The organism is Methanomicrobium sp. (genome assembly GCF_055145805.1).
In genome coordinates this window covers 1-17,943 of sequence record NZ_JBSREC010000095.1, presented here as the reverse complement: position 1 = coordinate 17,943, position 17,943 = coordinate 1, and the positions used below count along the sequence as shown (strand labels likewise).

Genomic DNA, 17,943 nt, shown 5'->3' with positions numbered 1-17,943 from the left:
TTTAACAGAAAGGATAAATCTTATCAAAAAATGAATATCTCATAGATCAAGGCGGCAAGAATGGTAAACAAACCTGAATCAAAAAAAACAGCTCCCGTAAGTTCACAATTATCAAAAAAGAATCATAATAAGGTGGAGGCTCCTGAAGTCCGGGAGGGGAATGAAAACCTGCCAATTGTTGGTATTGGTGCATCAGCAGGAGGTCTGGAGGCTCTGGAACAATTCCTCGAAAATGTACCCCCAGATTCGGGTATGGCATTTGTGATTGTGCAGCATCTGGACCCCACTCATAAGGGAATGATGCCTGAACTTCTTCAGCGTATAACTAAAATGGAAGTCCTTCAGGTGAAAGACAATATGAAGGTTCTTCCTGACCATGTCTATGTAATCCCGCCTAACAAGGACATGTCAATACTTCACGGAGTGCTTTATCTGCTTGATCCGCTAGCACCCCGCGGATTACGTCTTCCTGTAGATTATTTTTTCCGTTCTCTTGCAGAGGATCGACAGGGTGGCAGTATCGGGGTAATCCTGTCCGGTATGGGCACTGATGGAACAATTGGTCTCAGGGCTATTAAGGAAAAAGCAGGAATAGCTTTTGTACAGGAGCCTGCCTCAGCCAAATTTGATGGAATGCCGAGTAGTGCGATTGACGCAGGACTTGCTGATATCGTCGCACCTCCCAGGCAACTGCCTGAAAAGATAATTTCATATCTCCGGCATGTCCCTGCCATATACAATCAGGAGTACAAAATAGAAGAAAAATCGATGAGTTCGCTTTCTAAAATCTTTGTTCTGCTCCGTGAAAGAAATGGTAATGATTTCTCCTTTTACAAAAAGACCTCGGTTTACCGTCGCATTGAACGACGCATGGCGATTCACCAGATTGACAAAATAAATAACTATGTGCGTTTTCTCCAGGAAAATCCGGGCGAACTGGATCTTCTGTTTCATGAACTATTGATTGGAGTAACCGGTTTTTTCAGGGATCCGTCTGTATGGGAATATATAGAGAATAATGTGATTCCTGTGCTGGCAAGAGAGAAACATGAAGGGACGACATTCCGGGCCTGGGTAGCCGGATGTTCAACCGGTGAGGAGGCGTACACTCTTGCTATGGTATTTAAGGAGGCCGTAGATAATCTAAAACTTAATAGTAAGTTTAAGCTTCAGATTTTTGCTACCGATCTGGATAATGATGCAATCGAAAAAGCCAGACAGGGATTATTTCCTCCCAATATTGTTAATGATGTCACTCCTGAGCGTCTCAGTCGTTTCTTTATTGAGGAGAGGGATGGATACCGGGTAAAAAAAGAGATCAGAGAAATGGTAATTTTTGCATCACAAAATATCATTATGGATCCGCCGTTCACAAAGCTGGACATTCTGAGCTGCAGAAACCTTCTCATATATCTACAACCTGAAGTGCAAAAAAAACTTATTTCCCTTTTTTTCTATTCGCTTAATCCCGGAGGTTTGCTGGTTCTCGGAAGTGCCGAAACAACAGGAGGCTTATCCACTCTTTTTGGTTCTTTTGAAAATAAATTAAAGCTCTATAAGAGGAAAGATACTTATATGCTGCCTGAAAAAATAGAATTTCCTATTGTGTTGTCTCCCCGTCTCTCCTATGCAAAAAAGGATGAACCTGTAATCAATCAGACAGTTAATATTCAGGCACTGACGGATACGATTATCCTGCAACAATATTCACCGCCCGCAATCCTTACGACAGATAAAGGGGATATCCTTTATCTGAACGGACGTACAGGAAAATATATTGAACCACCGGCCGGAAAAGCCAACTGGAATATTTTTTCCATGGCCCGTGACGGATTGCGCTATGAATTGTCCAGTGCATTCAAAAAAGCTGTCAGGGAGCAGATGTTGGTCTCTATTCATAATATTAAAATCAGGAGTAATGAGGAGGAGTATTACATAGACTGCATTGTGCAGTTCATTAAAGATCCCGTGGCTCTTGCAGGAATGGTACTTATTGTATTTAAAGATGTTTTATCCCCTCCTGAAATAAAATCAGATAAATCCTGTTCTGAGTCCTCAACAGGGGAAACCCGTGTTATTGAACTTGAAAATGATCTTCAGCGGAGTTACGAGGAACTACAGACTGTCCGTGAAGAGATGCAGACTTCTCAGGAAGAATTAAAATCTGCCAATGAAGAGTTGCAGTCCACAAATGAAGAGCTGCAGTCTATGAACGAGGAACTGACCACCTCCAGAGAAGAGATGCAGTCCATGAATGAGGAACTGCAGACTGTCAATTCAGAATTACAGTGCAGGGTAGAAGAATTTACCCGGACTAATAATGATATGAAGAACCTGCTCAACAGCACTGATATTGCAACAGTCTTTTTGGATGAAAAAATGAATATAAGGCGGTTTACTGCACCTGCACCAAAGATTATCCAGTTAATTCCGGGAGATGAGGGCCGGCCGATAACCGATATTGCCTCTGATCTTATATATCCTGATTTTGTGAAGGATGCAAAGGAGGTGCTGGAATCGCTTGTATTTTCAGAGAAAGAGATTACTACCCGTAATGACCTTTGGTTCAGGGTTCGAATCATGCCTTATCGGACGTTTGAAAATTTAATTGACGGTCTGGTAATAACATTCATTGATATCACTGCAATCAAGCAGAAAGAACTTGATCTTATCGAAGCACGTAATTTTGCAGATGGGATTTTATCAACGATCAGAGAACCTCTGCTTGTACTTGATGATACAATGAAGATAATCACTGCAAATCACTCGTTCTACCAGAGTTTCCATGTTCTCAAAGAAGAAACCGAAGGAAAGAATCTATTTTTAATAGGCAATGGTCAGTGGGATATTCCTGACCTCAGGGAATTGCTTGAAAATATCCTCCCTGATAGAAATTCCTTTGATAATTATATTGTAAGGCACAAGTTCCCTAAAATTGGTGAACGTGTGATGAGCCTCAATGCAAGGCAGATTTTAACTTATGAGGGTCAGTCCCGGAAATTGATACTGCTTGCAATTGAGGATGTGACCGACCTAAACAGGAGGGGTAACAATGAGCCGGATTAATCGTCCTGATAAAGAGGGCAAAAATTCCCTGGAAGATTCCGCGCTTCTGCGCAGAAAAGCTGAGGAAATCCTAAAGAAAAAAACCGCTCGCAATCAGCGTGAACGAGATTTTACTGATGAAAAGGCTCTGCTTAATGAACTCCAGGTGCATCAGATTGAACTTGAGATGCAGAATGAAGAGCTTAAACGTGCCCGATTAGAAGAAGAAATATTGCATGAGAAGTATGTCGACCTCTATGATTTTGCCCCTGTTAGTTATTTCACTATAGATAATAAAGGGACTATAATCTGGGTTAATCTGACCGGATGCCGGTTTCTTAAATATGAACGCCAAAATCTTATCGGTCGTCGTTTTCAGTCCTTTTTGATTCCCGAAAATTTACCTGAATTCAATTCATTCTGCCGTAATGTACTTGAGAGCAGCGGTAAGCAGATATGCGAAGTGGAACTCTTCAGAGACGGGCAGCAAAGGTTCTTTGCACATGTGGAAGGAATGGGCAGCGAGAGAGAGAAAGGACAAATAAAAATGACAGTCTCGGATATCACGGAAAGAAAAAATATAGAAGATACATTGCGGAGGAGTGAGGAGCGGTATCGCAGCCTCTTCTCTTCTATGTTAAACGGGTTTGCTGTTCATGAGATGCTCTTCGATGAGATGGGCAAGGCCTATGATTACCGGTTCCTTGACATAAATCCTGCATTTGAGGAGCTAACAGGTCTCTCCCGTGATAAGGTGATAGGGAGGACTGTACTTGAGGTGCTGTCGGGGATTGAACCTTTATGGATCAAACGCTATGAAAATGTAGTCCTTAATGGTGAGCCTGATTATTTTGAAGAGTATTCCCATGAGATTGGGAAATTCTTTGAAGTGAGAGTTTACAGGAATGCTCCGCACCAGTTTACTACTATATTTTCCGATATTACTGAACGGAAAAGGGCTGAAGAAGCTCTTCAGCAGGCAAATAATAAACTGAATCTGCTTTCCAGTATAACACGGCACGATATTCTGAACGGTGTGACTGTACTGCTTGGATATATTGAACTGGCCAGCGAAGAAGCACCTGACCAGGCCATGAAGGATTACCTTAAAAAAATGGATGATGCAGCGGAAACAATTCAACACCAGATAGAATTTACCTCAGAGTACCAGGAGATTGGTGTGAATGCAGCAGTCTGGCAGAATGTCAGTGAGGTTGTGATAAAGGCCGGCTCGACATTCAGTCAGGATGAGGTGACTCTGAATATAGCATGTGGAAATGTTGAGATTTTTGCAGATCCTCTGTTGCAAAAGGTTTTTTACAACCTTTTTGACAATGCATTTCGTTATGCAGTCCCTTTCACAACGATCACAGTAACCTGTGATGAGAGGGGGGAAGAATTGTCTCTTGTGTTTTCAGATGATGGTGTCGGGATTTCAGCAGAACACAGGGAGCATCTCTTTGAAAAGGGTGTAGGGAAGCATACCGGCCTTGGGCTGTTTCTTTCACGTGAGATTCTTGCCATCACCGGAATAAAAATCATTGAAAACGGAGAACCCGGAAAGGGTGCAAGGTTTGAGATGACTGTGCCAAATGGGGCTTATCGGTTTAATGAAGAGAATGATTTATAATAATTTTCCCGCGAATCTGATTTTTCTATTGTAAAAAACTGGTTTAGGATATCCTGTGGACAATATTTACAAATCTAAATTCAGATGAACCATAGAGAATGAAAAAAGACCTGATAACTGACTCTTATTAAATAGTTCAATATTATTTTAAGCGTCAATAAAAAATAGTTTTAATCCGACAAAAATCAAAATAGTAACACAGAATGAAAAAAATTGAACTTCTGGCACCTGCCGGCGACTGGTCACGGTTAAAAACCGCTGTTGAAAATGGTGCAGATGCTGTTTATTTTGGCATTAAAAATATGAATATGCGGGATAATGCAGGCAATTTTGAGATAAGTGAGCTCCCCGTTGTTATGCGTTATCTTCATGAAAACAAAACAAGTGGATACCTGACACTTAATACTATTTTTTATAATAGCGAACTGGAAAAATTAAAAAAAGTCATCCTTGCTGCCAAAATTGCAGGGGTGGATGCAATAATCTGCTGGGATATGGCAGTTTTAAATCTCGCAAAAAAAGCAGCAATTCCAATTCATATCTCTACTCAGGCAAGTGTGTCCAATTATCAGGCATTTAAATTTTATTCGGATTTGGGAGCTGAAAGGATAATTCTGGCAAGAGAATGCTCTTTGGAAGATATCCATGATATAAGCAGAAAAGCAGAATCTGACGGACTTGACTGTGAGATTGAAACTTTTATTCATGGTGCTATGTGTGTAAGTATTTCGGGCAGGTGTTTTTTGTCTGCTGATACATTTGGCAAATCTGCAAACAGGGGTCAGTGTTTGCAACCCTGCCGGAGGCTGTATAAAATAACAGATGTTGAAGAGGAGGAAAATGAATATATTCTGGGCCATGATTATGTTCTCAGCCCAAAGGATTTGTGTTCAATTGAGATACTCTCCCAACTGATTGAAGCCGGTATAAGTTCTTTTAAAATTGAAGGAAGGATAAGACCTCCGGAGTATGTCAAAACCACAGTCTCCTGTTATAGAAAGGCATTTGATGCAATAGAGTCCGGGGAATACACTCCGCAACTTATTGGTGAACTCAAAGAAGAACTATCCAAAACATATAACCGGGGATTTTCACAGGGTTTTTATCTTGGTCTTGAAAAAGACTGGATTAGCAGGGGACTTGGGGCAAGAGAATCGAAGGAATATTGCGGGGAAGTTATAAAATATTATAATAAGATTCAGGTTGCGGAATTTTTAATTCGTGCCGGTAGTTTAAAAATAGGGGATAAAATACTGATCTACGGAAAAACCACTCCTGCGCAAAAAAGTCTTATAACTGAAATACAAATCAATCACATATCTGTGGATTCTGCCAAAAAGGGTGAAAGATGCGGAATAAGAATACCATTTCCTGTCAGGCCCAAAGATAAGATATTCAGGTTGACTGATTCAGAGAGATAAAAAAAGTTGAACCTGTTTCACATCCTATAAGGATTTCTCATAAACAATAATTTTTTTAAACCGAACAAGAAGAAAATGATAACATACTCTTAATAATACCTCTTAATAATATCTTTTAATATCAGGATATCCTGCTGGATTCTATTAAACCTGAAATCAAAAATCCGGGAGATAAACAGGAGATGTCTGATAATAAATTGGGGTGACTATGCAGGAAAATAATATGAACAATCAGATTCCGGACAGGAAAATTGAGGATTCAATAATTCGGAAGGTTGCATGGTACTCGCTTATTGTCAATACATTTCTCGTAATTGTCAAATTTTATCTTGCCGGAGTATCCGGCAGTCTTGCACTGGAGGCAGATGCAATCAATTCATTTATAGATATTTTTGTATCTCTGGCACTTATCGTTGGAATATGGCTTTCGGGACTGAAAAGCAGAAATTTCCCTTATGGCCTTTATAAAATAGAGAATTTTGTTTCAATAATTATTGCCCTGCTGATCTTTTTAACAGCCTGGGAGATTCTGAATACGGCTGTATTCGAAGACAAAACAGCTCTGAATTTTAATGTCTGGGTTATTTTTGCAGTTGCAGCACTTGTATCTGTTCCATATCTTTTAGGCAGATATGAAGTCAGAATGGGAATTAAGTACAATTCCCCCGGATTAATAGCAGATGGAAAACAGCATAATGTAGATGTTCTCTCAACACTGGTGGTATTTTTTTCATTATTTGCCCAGTACTTTGGAATTCCGGTAGACAGTATTGCTGCCATAATAGTTGCATTTATTATAGCTTATTCCGGCTGGGAAATATTAAAAGACAGTATGAAAACTTTGCTTGATGCATCAATTGACTATAAAACAAGAGACCTCATACAATCTGCCATTATTTCAGATCCTGTTGTAATTAGCATCAAAGAGCTCATTGCCCGAAATTCCGGAAGGTTCATTTTTGTTGAAGCAACTGTAAACATGAATAAAACAGATCTTTCAAAAGCTCATCTCGCAAGTGACAGGATTGAATCAAATATTCATGAGCTTGTTCCAAATGTTGAGAGGATTATTATTCATTATGAACCTGAAGAAAAGATAAACATAAGATATGCTGTTCCTCTTGAAAATCCTGAGGGCAAAGTAGGTCTTCATTTTGGGGAATCTCCTTATTTTGCAATTCTGGATTTTAGCTTAAAAGATGCAAAACTCCTGCGAAAGGAGATATTGTCTAATCCATTCAAAGGAATAGAAAAACAAAAGGGAATGCGTTCAGCAGAGTTTTTGTTGAAATATAAACCTGATATAATTTTTTCCAGACAAAATATTTCAGGAAAGTCGGTAGAATATGTCTTTGAATCTGCCGGAATTATGGTAAGGATTACAGATGCTGATAGTATTAATGAATTGATTAAAAAAATTGAGAATGAACTTGAAAAAAATAAGACTGTAGATTAGGGATTAAATAATTGAAGATTAATTCTGAATTAACATTTTTTTAAAAAAAGTTATTGCCACATTAATTGTGACATTTTTTTTATGCTGTCGACGGGATCCGAACCCGCGACCTCCAGATATCTCAGATATCAAAGCGCCCCGAAATGTGCTCAAAAACCCTATGAGTCTGGCGCCCTAACCGACTAGGCCACGACAGCACTAATTATGTTTTAGCCGGTTTGGTGCACACAAAGTGCATAATTAAAACGACGGATTCTTTATTAAAACTTATGATGTTGTTTTGCATTAATTCTAAATTCAAATTAATTATCTGTTCTAAATGTATCACTGATACAAAAAAAGGAATTAGTTTTTGGAGTCCAGTAGCTCTTTTTCAGTCTCCTCAAAAATTCTGACTATTGATTCATCCGGTGGTGCAGTATATTTGCTGACAAAATAAATTGCCGCAAGAGATAAGAAAAATCCAGGGACTATCTCATAAATGCCAAAGAATGCAAACTGTTTCCAGATAAGAACTGTCAGTCCTCCAACAATTATTCCGGCAAGTGCGCCCTGGAGATTTGCTCTCTTCCAGAAAAGAGCCATAATTATAATCGGTCCGAATGCTGCTCCAAATCCTGCCCATGCGTAAGATACAATATTAAATACAAAGCTGTTGGGATCGAGGGCCAGAGCAATTGCCATTAATGCGACAAGAAGAACTGAAAAACGGCTTATCCAGATTAGCTGATTGTCAGATGCGTCACATTTTAAGTATGTCTTATATAAGTCCTGTGAGACCGCAGATGCACTTACGAGCAGCTGAGATGAAGCAGTACTCATAATTGCTGCAAGAATTCCACAGAAAATTATGCCGGCCAGAAATGAGAAGAACACCTCTCCGGTCATAACCATAAAGACAGTCTCTGAATCAGCGCCTGTTAATGGCTGCGATAAAAAAACCCTGCCGATAATACCTATTGCAACCGCTGCAAGAAGTGAGATAATAACCCATATCATCGCAACTGCTCTTGCTTCCTTAATCTCTTCAGGTTTTCTTATCGCCATAAACCTGACAAGAATATGTGGCTGCCCAAAGTAACCCAGACCCCATGCAAGCATTGAAACAACAGCAATGATTGTCAGCGGATTTCCCTCCGGGTCAAGGAACGGATTTAACAGAGCAGGATTAATCTGCTCAATACCTGCAATAGCATTTCCGGGACCGCCAATCATGGCAAGTGCTGCAATAGGAACAATCAGAAGGGCAAAGAACATTAAAGATCCCTGTATGAAATCTGTAAGACAGACAGCTTTAAATCCACCAGTAAAAGTGTATAGCACAACAATTAGGGAACCTATAATGAGTGCTGTTGTATAGTCCACTCCAAAGACTGTATTGAAAAGTTTGCCGCTTGCAACAAATTGTGCAGAGGTATATATCAGGAAGAATATCAGAATAAATATCGCAGATATTCCGCCTATAATGTCAGATTTGTCATCAAATCTGTTTTTGAAAAAATCAGGCAGGGTAAGCGAATCATTTGCATTTTTGGTATATATTCTGAGTCTTTTTGCAATGAATTTCCAGTTTAGGAATGTTCCGATAATAAGTCCGAGAGCAACCCATATCGCAGACATTCCGGATAAATATGCAAGACCCGGAAGTCCGATAAGAAGCCACCCGCTCATATCGGAAGCTTCCGCGCTCAGTGCTGTTACATAACGGTTTAGCCCCCTTCCTCCGAGAATGTAATCACTGACACTGTGTGTCTTTTTGTAATATAAAAAACCTATTGCGACCATAACGGCCAGATAAATCACAAAAGCCGCTAATATTTCAATTTCGTTACCAATCATAAAAAATAAAACTCCATACAAAAGATACTCTATGCCGTTAATATTCAAAGCGGACCCGAATGCCCCCCAGAATTCGTATATCTAGTAAAAATATGGATAAATATACAAATTAATCTCAATCAGATTGTGCCTGAATTATTACATAATGAACAATTTTTTTTAAAAATGGCATTATGGTATCTTTATCTAGAATATTTACATATTTCATATATATATCATAAGTACTTGAGATTTTGAAAAAAAAACATTAACTTTTAATATTTAATAGTGACAGTTACATTTTTCAATCTATATTTGACTGGTTTATTATCAGTAGATTATCTAAAGGTTGGGATGTCATAAATCAAAAAATTTTTTTGAGAAGTTCTTATTCATTAAAAAACAGATATAACAGGTATAATGAAGTATAGTTTCTCCAGAAGAATACAAAAAACGCCAAAGTCATTCATCAGGGAAATTTTGAAAGTGACACAGAATCCTGAAGTTATTTCGTTTGCAGGAGGACTTCCAAATCCTGATTTGATAGATACAGAGGGAATTCTCAGGGCAGCAGAAACGGTAATTAAAAATGACGGCAGAAATGTCCTTCAGTACTCCAATACAGAAGGATATTTTCCTCTCCGGCAGTTTATAGCTGACCGTTATAAAAAGCGTTATAATATCAATGTAAGCCCGGAAGAGATACTGATAACAAATGGTTCACAGCAGTGTCTTGATCTTGTGGGCAAGGTTTTTATTGACAAAAACGATGCGGTTGCAATTGAACGTCCGGGATATCTGGGCGCAATCCAGGCTTTTTCAATATTTGAACCTGAATTTTTTCCTATAGAACTGTATGATGACGGACCGGATACAGAAGAGCTAAAAAGCGTAATCTCTGAAGAAATACCAAAACTTTTTTACGCTATACCAAATTCACAAAATCCTTCCGGGATAACGTATTCCAATGAAAAAAGAAAAGAAGTTGCAGAGATTCTATATGATTCCGACACAGTTTTAGTTGAAGATGATGCATATGGGGAATTAAATTTTTCAGGCGAAACCCTGATGCCTGTTAAAAAATACCTCCCTGAACTGGGAATATTAACAGGTTCATTTTCAAAGATTGTAGCACCGGGCATGAGGCTTGGCTGGATCTGTGCACCTGAAGAGATAATAGATAAAATATCGATTGCAAAACAGGCATCTGATCTTCATTCAAATTACCTCAGCCAGAGAATAATTTCAGAATATCTCCTGACAAATGATATCGATGAACATATCTCCAAAATTCAGAAAGTATACAAATCCAGATGTCGTCTTATGACTGATTTAATGGACGAGATGTTTCCTGAAGAAATATTACATACAAATCCTGAAGGGGGAATGTTCGTATGGATTACATTGCCTGAAGGTTACTCCTCTCAAAAATTGTTTGAAAAAGCGATGGAAAAGAATGTCGCAGTTCTTCCCGGAACCCCGTTTTATGTTGACGGAGGAGGAGATAATACTGCAAGGATAAACTTCTCCAATGCGAATGAGGATGTAATAAGAACCGGTATAGAGGTTCTTGCAAAAATATTTGATGAATGGAAAAATTAAATCTAAAATATATATGACATAACGCTTAAAAAAACTATTAAAAATACAATAAGGATGGAAGTCCTTTGAATAAATTTTTTTGCTATTTTTGTATCACCTGTTTTTCTTGGTGCAATTCCAAGAATAAGGGTTGCTATAAGGGCACCCGCAATAAGGCCGATAACATTGTCCAATACAAGCAGTACTGAACCTGTTGCATTTTCAGGTAACATGACAAGAGTAATCCCTGCAACAACTATCGGCGGGAGAAGTGCAGCTGCAACGGCAACTCCGGCGATGAACTCCGCAGCACCTCTTGTCAATGCTATAATGGATGCCAGACCAAGAAGTATTGCCATAATAATGTATATCGGACTCGAATCAGTTCTGGATATTATCTCCTGAGTAATTTCTATTGCCATCATCGAAGAAGGCATAATCCAGATAAATAGGGTAATTATGTATGTTGCTATGACAGATACAAGAAATACTGATCCCAGAAGGATTATCAGGACTTTTATGCTTCTTATTGCTTCATCTGTTTTTCCAAGTGCTGCATAAATTGTAAATGAATGAATAGGGCCCAGAATTGGAGACAGTAGCATCGCACCGATAATTATTGCGACATTATTCAGGAAGAGTCCTATAAGTGCAATAAGTCCTGCAATTGCAGTCAGAGATATACTCCAGTAGTCAATTTTCACATAATCCCTGGCACTTTCAAGAAGTTTTTCAACCGGAGTTTTTTCAGGAGATTTTTCATTTTTTTCAGCCCGTGATAATGATGAGGATATAACAAAATCAGAAGATGAAACTTCCAGCAGTGTTTCTTTATATCTCAGATCGAGTGGCTGTCTCAAAATCTCTATTGCATTGTTTACACCGGCATCCGGAACAAAAAGAGTTATCTGTACATAGTCTTTTTCATTAACATCTATGTGCTGATAATCTTCCATAAGAGGTTTTAATTTTTCATAATCCTCATGTCTGGCATGGATGAGAATTTTTTTCATGTTTAGTAATTCGCACAACAGTAATTTATAACTGTCAATTTTAAAAAATAAATTTTGAAAAATAGTAATATTCAGATTATTATGAATCCGGGTTTTGTGATTTGATATATACGTTAACTGCTGCAGTAATTGCCGCGGCCTGTTTTCCATGTCTTAGTGATGCTGCAAGCGTCTGCATTCTGGCCTCATCCTCACGTAAAAACCTTGCAAGGTTCTTTTTAATATGTTCTTCAGTGAGAAAGTGGGTATGTGTGTTTCCGGCAATGAATTCTTTATTATTCATAATTGCATGATGAAGTGGCAATGTTGTTTTTACACCAATAATTACGTATTCGTATATTGCCCTTCTCGTCCTTTCAATTGACTCCTGCCTGTCAACACCCCATGAAGTAAGTTTTGAAATCATTGAATCATACATAGGAGGGATTGAGTATCCCATGTGAATTCCGGAATCAACTCTTATTCCCGGCCCACCAGGTGATCTGTATCTGACTATCTTACCCGGGTCTGCCATAAAATTATTAAGAGGATCCTCTGCATTAATTCTGCATTCTATTGCATGTCCGTGGATGGATATGTCATCCTGAGATAAAGAGAGATCTTCACCTGCGGCTATTCTTATCTGCTGACGGACGAGATCAATTCCGGTAATCATCTCGGTTACAGTGTGCTCCACCTGAAGACGGGTGTTCATCTCCATGAAATAATATTTGTTATCTGAGTAGAGAAATTCAACAGTGCCGGCATTGTAATATCCTGACTCTTCTGCGACTTTGAGTGCTGATTCCACCATTTTTTCCCTTAATTCATCAGTCATTATCGGGCAGGGGGCTTCTTCAACAAGTTTCTGGTGTCTCCTTTGAATTGAACATTCCCTGTCATAAAGATGAACACTGTTGCCCTGTTTATCACAAAGAACCTGAAATTCAATGTGGCGCGGTTTAACCAGATATTTCTCAATAAATACAGTAGGATCTCCAAATGCAGACTGAGCAATTCTCATTCCTTTTTCAATTGCTTCTTCCAGACCTGCTTCATTTTCTACAATCTGCATTCCGATTCCCCCCCCGCCTGCGTTTGCTTTTACAATTACAGGATATCCTATTCTTTCTGCAATTTTTTTGGCCTCATCAATTGAGGTGACTCCGTCAGGGGTATATGGCAAAACAGGAACTCCCGCTTTTTCCATCATATGCTTTGAGCCCAGTTTGGAACCCATCAAATCAATTGACTTCCATGAAGGCCCGATAAATGTGATGTCCTCTTCTTCGCAGAGTTTTGCAAACTCTGCATTTTCTGCAAGAAATCCATATCCCGGGTGAATTGCCTCCGCTCCTGACTGCCAGGCGGTTTTTATTATTTTTTCTTTGTTGAGATAACTTTTAGAAGGATGGGCCTCGCCTACAAGATAGGCTTCATCTGCATATTTTACATGGAGAGAATTTTTATCCGGTTCTGAGTATATTGCAACAGTCTCAATTCCGAGTTCTCTGCATGCCCGCATAATTCTGATCGCAATTTCGCCTCTGTTTGCGATAAGTATTTTATTGAAATATTTCATTCAATCACCAGCAAAACGTCCCCGTTTTGCACAGTATCGCCGGCATCCACAAAAATTTGTGTGACTTTTCCTTCTTTTGTGGATTTGATCGGGTTTTCCATCTTCATTGCCTCAAGGACAACCAGAGTATCACCGGGTTTTACATGTGCACCTATATTTGTTTCGACTTTTAAGACCATGCCCTGCATATTGCTCTTGACTCCGCCTTTAATGTCACGTGGAATTCTCTTTGCACCAACAGAACTTGCAGATTCAATCTCACTTCCCTCTACTGACAAAATTCTGACGGCAAATATTTCTCCATCAACTTCCACTTCCATACAGCTTGGTATTTCGGATGAAGGAGCAGTATATTTTGATGTGAGTTTTGGTATTGACTCGGGTTTTCTTTCTCCTTTTAAAAATGAAGGCGCTATTGCAGGATAGAGTATATAGGTTAAGATATCCTCGTCTTTTTTGACAAGTCCCTTTTCCCTTGCCTCTTCAGACATTTTTTCATATAAAGGTTCAAGAAGATCTCCCGGACGGCCCAGATAAGGAGTCTGATCTCCGATTATTTTTTTTATAATTTCTTCTGAGATTATACCTGGTGGTTTTCCGTAAAGACCTCTTACATAATCCTTAACTTCCTGCGTAACATTTGAATATCTTTCGCCATCCATAATTACGTTTAATACAGCCTGTGTCCCTACTATCTGACTTGTCGGAGTTACAAGAGGAGGATATCCCAGGTCTTCTCTGACGTGGGGAATTTCATTGTGTACTGCTTCCAGTTTGTCAAGAGCATTCTGTTCTTTTAACTGGGAAACAAGATTTGAGATCATCCCGCCCGGAAGCTGATATATGAGAACATCACTGTCAATTCTTTCTGAGATTGGATCAATAAGTCCTGTATATTTTTCTCTTATCAGGAGGCACTGATTTTTAACTTCTCTAAGGGCTATAAGATCAATTCCTGTATCTCGTTTTGTCCCTTTAAGGCTGGCAACAACACTTTCTGTTGGCGGCTGTGAGGTACCCATTGCAAAAGGTGACATTGCAGTATCAAGTATATCAACACCTGCTTCTATTGCAGCCTGATAACTCATAGGTGAAATCCCACTTGTAGAGTGTGAATGGAGATTTACAGGAATATCAATTGTATCCTTTATCCCGGAAATTAATTCTCCTGTAGCAAGAGGCATAATCAGTCCGGCCATATCTTTTATGCATATTGAATCACTTCCCTTTGAGTATAGCTCCTCTGCAAATTCAATGAATTTTTTTGTGGAATGAACAGGACTTGTTGTATAACAGATTGTTCCCTGGAGGTGCGCTCCTATATCCTTTACAACTTCCATTGATTTCTGCATGTTTCTGATGTCGTTTAATGCGTCAAAAACACGGAATATATCCACACCATTTCTTCCTGCAGCTTCTATAAATTTTTGGACTACATCATCAGGATAATGTTTGTAGCCCACAAGATTCTGACCGCGTAAAAGCATCTGTATGGGTGTATTTTTTAAAACAGCTTTTAGATCAGTAAGCCTTTGCCAGGGATCATCATTTAAGTATCTTATACAGCTGTCAAATGTTGCCCCACCCCATGCTTCAACGGAAAAAAAACCAATTTTGTCAATTTCGCGGGCTGTAGGGATCATGTCCTCAGTCCTCATCCGAGTTGCGATTAAGGACTGGTGTGCATCCCTTAGGGTAGTATCTGTTATTTTCACAGGATTGGTCACACTCATAAATTACCTCCAAAAGGCGGTCTAAATATTGGTATAATTAAGGTTATTCAGTCTCTATAGACTATCTCTTCCGAACTATAAATATGTCACTAAGTAAAAAAAGGAGAATGTAAATATCACAATTGAAAGAAATGCAGGTATAATATCCTTTTTGGATTTGCTAAATGAGGGGAGCATACTGCCACCTCTTGTATATCCCCTCAATGCCAGAATTTTTCCCTGTTCGGAGGATTCTTTTAGTGACCAGATAAGGATGTTTCCTATAATGGGAATAAATTCTTTCCATTTGAATTCAGGATTTTTTATAATAAAAGCCATTTTTGCCATTGAATAATCATCTGATATCTGTTTAATCCGGTTAAGTGATAAACCTGCGATCAGTCCAAGTTCAAATCCTGTTTTATTTCCAAGTGTCCATGTCATCACATTAAGCATATCAGCAGAGGATATTTCCATATATGCCCATCCTGCTATGAGAATGATTACAGTCATCCGTATGAAATAAGAAGAACCGGGGAGTCCTCTTGCTTCCATTAATAATGAAACTGCAGCAGTCAGGATGAAAAATCCTATAAATAATTTAGCAGAAGGAAGCGATTTTTTTCTTTTTGAAAAGAAAAGCCACCAAAAAAAAACAAGTCCTGCACTAAAAATACCTGAAAATGCAGATGTTGAGAGAAGGAGTGTTGTAATTACTTTTAGTCTTGCATCCTGCATAATGCCTCCATAGTATCTTCAAATCTGATGTTTTTTGGAATCACCCCTTTTTTTAAAGCAATTTTAATATATTCCGGTGCGTCTCCCCATTCTTTAATACAGTCTGGAACCTGACCAAGAAATTTTAGTTTTCCATCTTGTATTTCCCAGATAAAATCTGCTTTGGGAAGAACGGACTTTTCGTGAGTAAAAATAATGGTGATTTTTTTTCTAATATTAGGATTTTTGCAGATTTTCTCTTTCCAGACGGGATCAAGCGTGCTGAAGGGCTCGTCCAGAATAAGAAGATCTGATTTTTTGGACAGAATACAGGCAAGATGAAGCCTTTTTAGTTCTCCTCTTGAAAGTCTTACGGGGTCATAATTTTCTTTTCCTTGTAAATCTGTGGCCTCAAGGATGTCTGTCGGATTCAGGTTCCAGGATCTGATCTCTGATTCGACTGTTATTTTTGTCAGGTGATATTCCGGAAACTGCATTGAAAGCAGAATTTTTTCAAGATTTTGATACTCTATAGCTCCCTTTTCTGACTTAATAAGTCCTGCAAGTGCTAAAGAGAGCGTTGTTTTGCCGCTTCCAATTTTTCCTGTAATTATGTGAACTCCCTCTTCAAAGACACCTTCGGAAAAAAGTTCAAATTGGTCTCTTTTTAAGGTTAAAGCTCTAAGAATTATCTTAGACAAGTTCTGCAATCCTCCTTGATAAAGGTAAAAATGGTGTATTTAACAGATTTCCAAAGACAAAATCCGGCGTTCCTGAATATTTAATCTCGCCTTTTTCCATGAATATTAAAAAATCAGCTTTTTCTGCGATATCCATATCCTGTGTACAGTGGATTATATGGCTAATTTTGGAGTTCTTTAAATATGTCTGAAATTTATTGGATGTTTCAGAATCCATATGAGAGTCCGGTTCATCAAGAACAAGTATTTCAGGTAGAGATACGAGGGCAACTGCGAGTGAAACAAAGGCTTTTTCTCCTCCTGAAAGATTTCTTGTTTTTCTTTTTAGAAGATGTGATATATCTATCATTTCTGCTGTCTGAACAGTTTTATTATTGGTTATTTCAGGTTTTGTCCATGAGAATCTAAGCGGAGATGCTATTTCGTCAAATACATCCTCAAAAATTATATTCCTGTCCGGAAACTCCGGAACATAACCTGTATTAATATTCCTGATTTCATTTTCATCTGATATTATCCCTCCTTTTTCAGGCAGTTCTGTCCCTGATAAAAGTCTGAGAAGTGTGCTCTTGCCACTACCATTCTCTCCTATTATACAGGTATGACCCTCTGGCAGGGAGAGTCTGTCTATAATAAGAATTCCATGACGGATATGAAACAGATCAATCATTTTTATCTTCTATCCTTTCAGCAATTGTATATGCAAGTGCAATTTTTATTACACTTCCAATAATGAAGGGCAGAGCTCCTATCAGTGCAGCATCAGTAAGTGTAATTCCGGTAGAGAAAGAGATCCATAAAACACCGCAGAGTATTATTGCCACGGTTCCAAATATAAGTCCCGATAATCTGATTATTTTGTTTTTATTTTCATAGAATATTCCAACGATAGCTGCTGCTACTATAAATCCTATCAGATATCCTCCTGTAGGACCTAACAGAATACCCGGACCTGATGTAAACTGATGAAAAACAGGAAGTCCCAGAGTTCCTAAAAAAACATAAAGTACTGTGGGAATTACCGCATATCTTTTCATAATGCATCCGCATAGCAGGACAAAAAGAGTCTGAAGTGTTATAGGTACAGGTACCATAGGTATGACAATAAAACTACCAATGGCTATGAGTGCGATAAAAAAAGCTGTCTGTGATATTATTTGTGTTCTTTTATCATTGCCGTACATCTATGTCAACCTTATTTTATTTTGTGGTTGACAAGAAATATTTTTTGTCTGTAATTAAAAAAATTCTAAAAACAGATTATAGATTTATAGGGATGCAGTCTCCG

General features: G+C 38.6%; 13 protein-coding genes and 1 tRNA gene. 5 read left to right on the top strand and 9 right to left on the bottom strand.

Annotated elements, in window-relative coordinates; genetic code table 11:
- Positions 1-60: 60 nt before the first annotated feature.
- The 4 genes from ACTB1O_RS08790 (at position 61) to ACTB1O_RS08775 (ending at position 7,552) form a co-directional block, all read left to right on the top strand.
- Positions 61-3,066, top strand: a complete 3,006-nt coding sequence (locus ACTB1O_RS08790) for a chemotaxis protein CheB (protein ID WP_462994760.1) — start codon at positions 61-63, stop codon at positions 3,064-3,066.
- On the top strand, positions 3,053-4,675 hold the full coding sequence (locus ACTB1O_RS08785; protein ID WP_462994759.1) for a PAS domain S-box protein: 1,623 nt from the start codon (positions 3,053-3,055) through the stop codon (positions 4,673-4,675). Before ACTB1O_RS08790 ends, ACTB1O_RS08785 begins: the two co-directional genes overlap by 14 nt.
- A gap of 203 nt (positions 4,676-4,878) precedes the next feature.
- A complete protein-coding gene (locus tag ACTB1O_RS08780; protein WP_462994758.1) occupies positions 4,879-6,096 on the top strand; it encodes a U32 family peptidase in 1,218 nt (405 codons plus the stop codon).
- A gap of 223 nt (positions 6,097-6,319) precedes the next feature.
- On the top strand, positions 6,320-7,552 hold the full coding sequence (locus ACTB1O_RS08775; protein ID WP_462994757.1) for a cation diffusion facilitator family transporter: 1,233 nt from the start codon (positions 6,320-6,322) through the stop codon (positions 7,550-7,552).
- 82 nt (positions 7,553-7,634) lie between these two features.
- Here the strand turns inward: ACTB1O_RS08775 and ACTB1O_RS08770 are convergent.
- Positions 7,635-7,749, bottom strand: a tRNA-Met gene (locus tag ACTB1O_RS08770).
- A 148-nt stretch (positions 7,750-7,897) separates the two neighbouring features.
- Positions 7,898-9,391, bottom strand: a complete 1,494-nt coding sequence (gene putP, locus ACTB1O_RS08765; RefSeq protein ID WP_462994756.1) for a sodium/proline symporter PutP — start codon at positions 9,389-9,391, stop codon at positions 7,898-7,900.
- Between the two features lie 399 nt (positions 9,392-9,790).
- Between putP and ACTB1O_RS08760 the strand changes: the two genes are divergently transcribed.
- Positions 9,791-10,972, top strand: a complete 1,182-nt coding sequence (locus tag ACTB1O_RS08760; RefSeq protein WP_462994755.1) for an aminotransferase-like domain-containing protein — start codon at positions 9,791-9,793, stop codon at positions 10,970-10,972.
- Between the two features lie 2 nt (positions 10,973-10,974).
- Here ACTB1O_RS08760 and ACTB1O_RS08755 read toward each other — a convergent pair whose 3' ends face one another.
- From ACTB1O_RS08755 to ACTB1O_RS08725, 7 genes are all read right to left on the bottom strand, one after another.
- Complete coding sequence (locus ACTB1O_RS08755; RefSeq protein WP_462994754.1) at positions 10,975-11,982, bottom strand: TIGR00341 family protein; 1,008 nt, start codon at positions 11,980-11,982, stop codon at positions 10,975-10,977.
- A gap of 61 nt (positions 11,983-12,043) precedes the next feature.
- Positions 12,044-13,525: an acetyl-CoA carboxylase biotin carboxylase subunit gene (locus ACTB1O_RS08750; RefSeq protein WP_462994753.1), complete on the bottom strand. Its 1,482-nt coding sequence runs from the start codon at positions 13,523-13,525 to the stop codon at positions 12,044-12,046.
- Positions 13,522-15,258: a pyruvate/oxaloacetate carboxyltransferase gene (locus ACTB1O_RS08745; protein WP_462994752.1), complete on the bottom strand. Its 1,737-nt coding sequence runs from the start codon at positions 15,256-15,258 to the stop codon at positions 13,522-13,524. Before ACTB1O_RS08745 ends, ACTB1O_RS08750 begins: the two co-directional genes overlap by 4 nt.
- 75 nt (positions 15,259-15,333) lie before the next feature.
- Positions 15,334-15,975: a hypothetical protein gene (locus ACTB1O_RS08740; RefSeq protein WP_462994751.1), complete on the bottom strand. Its 642-nt coding sequence runs from the start codon at positions 15,973-15,975 to the stop codon at positions 15,334-15,336.
- The gene (locus ACTB1O_RS08735; RefSeq protein WP_462994750.1) at positions 15,957-16,655 is read right to left on the bottom strand and encodes an ATP-binding cassette domain-containing protein; all 699 of its coding nucleotides are present in this window, start codon (positions 16,653-16,655) and stop codon (positions 15,957-15,959) included. The genes ACTB1O_RS08740 and ACTB1O_RS08735 overlap by 19 nt, the downstream gene beginning before the upstream one ends.
- The gene (locus ACTB1O_RS08730) at positions 16,648-17,325 is read right to left on the bottom strand and encodes an ATP-binding cassette domain-containing protein (protein WP_462994749.1); all 678 of its coding nucleotides are present in this window, start codon (positions 17,323-17,325) and stop codon (positions 16,648-16,650) included. The genes ACTB1O_RS08735 and ACTB1O_RS08730 overlap by 8 nt, the downstream gene beginning before the upstream one ends.
- The gene (locus tag ACTB1O_RS08725; RefSeq protein WP_462994748.1) at positions 17,318-17,839 is read right to left on the bottom strand and encodes a biotin transporter BioY; all 522 of its coding nucleotides are present in this window, start codon (positions 17,837-17,839) and stop codon (positions 17,318-17,320) included. Before ACTB1O_RS08725 ends, ACTB1O_RS08730 begins: the two co-directional genes overlap by 8 nt.
- Positions 17,840-17,943: the final 104 nt, after the last annotated feature.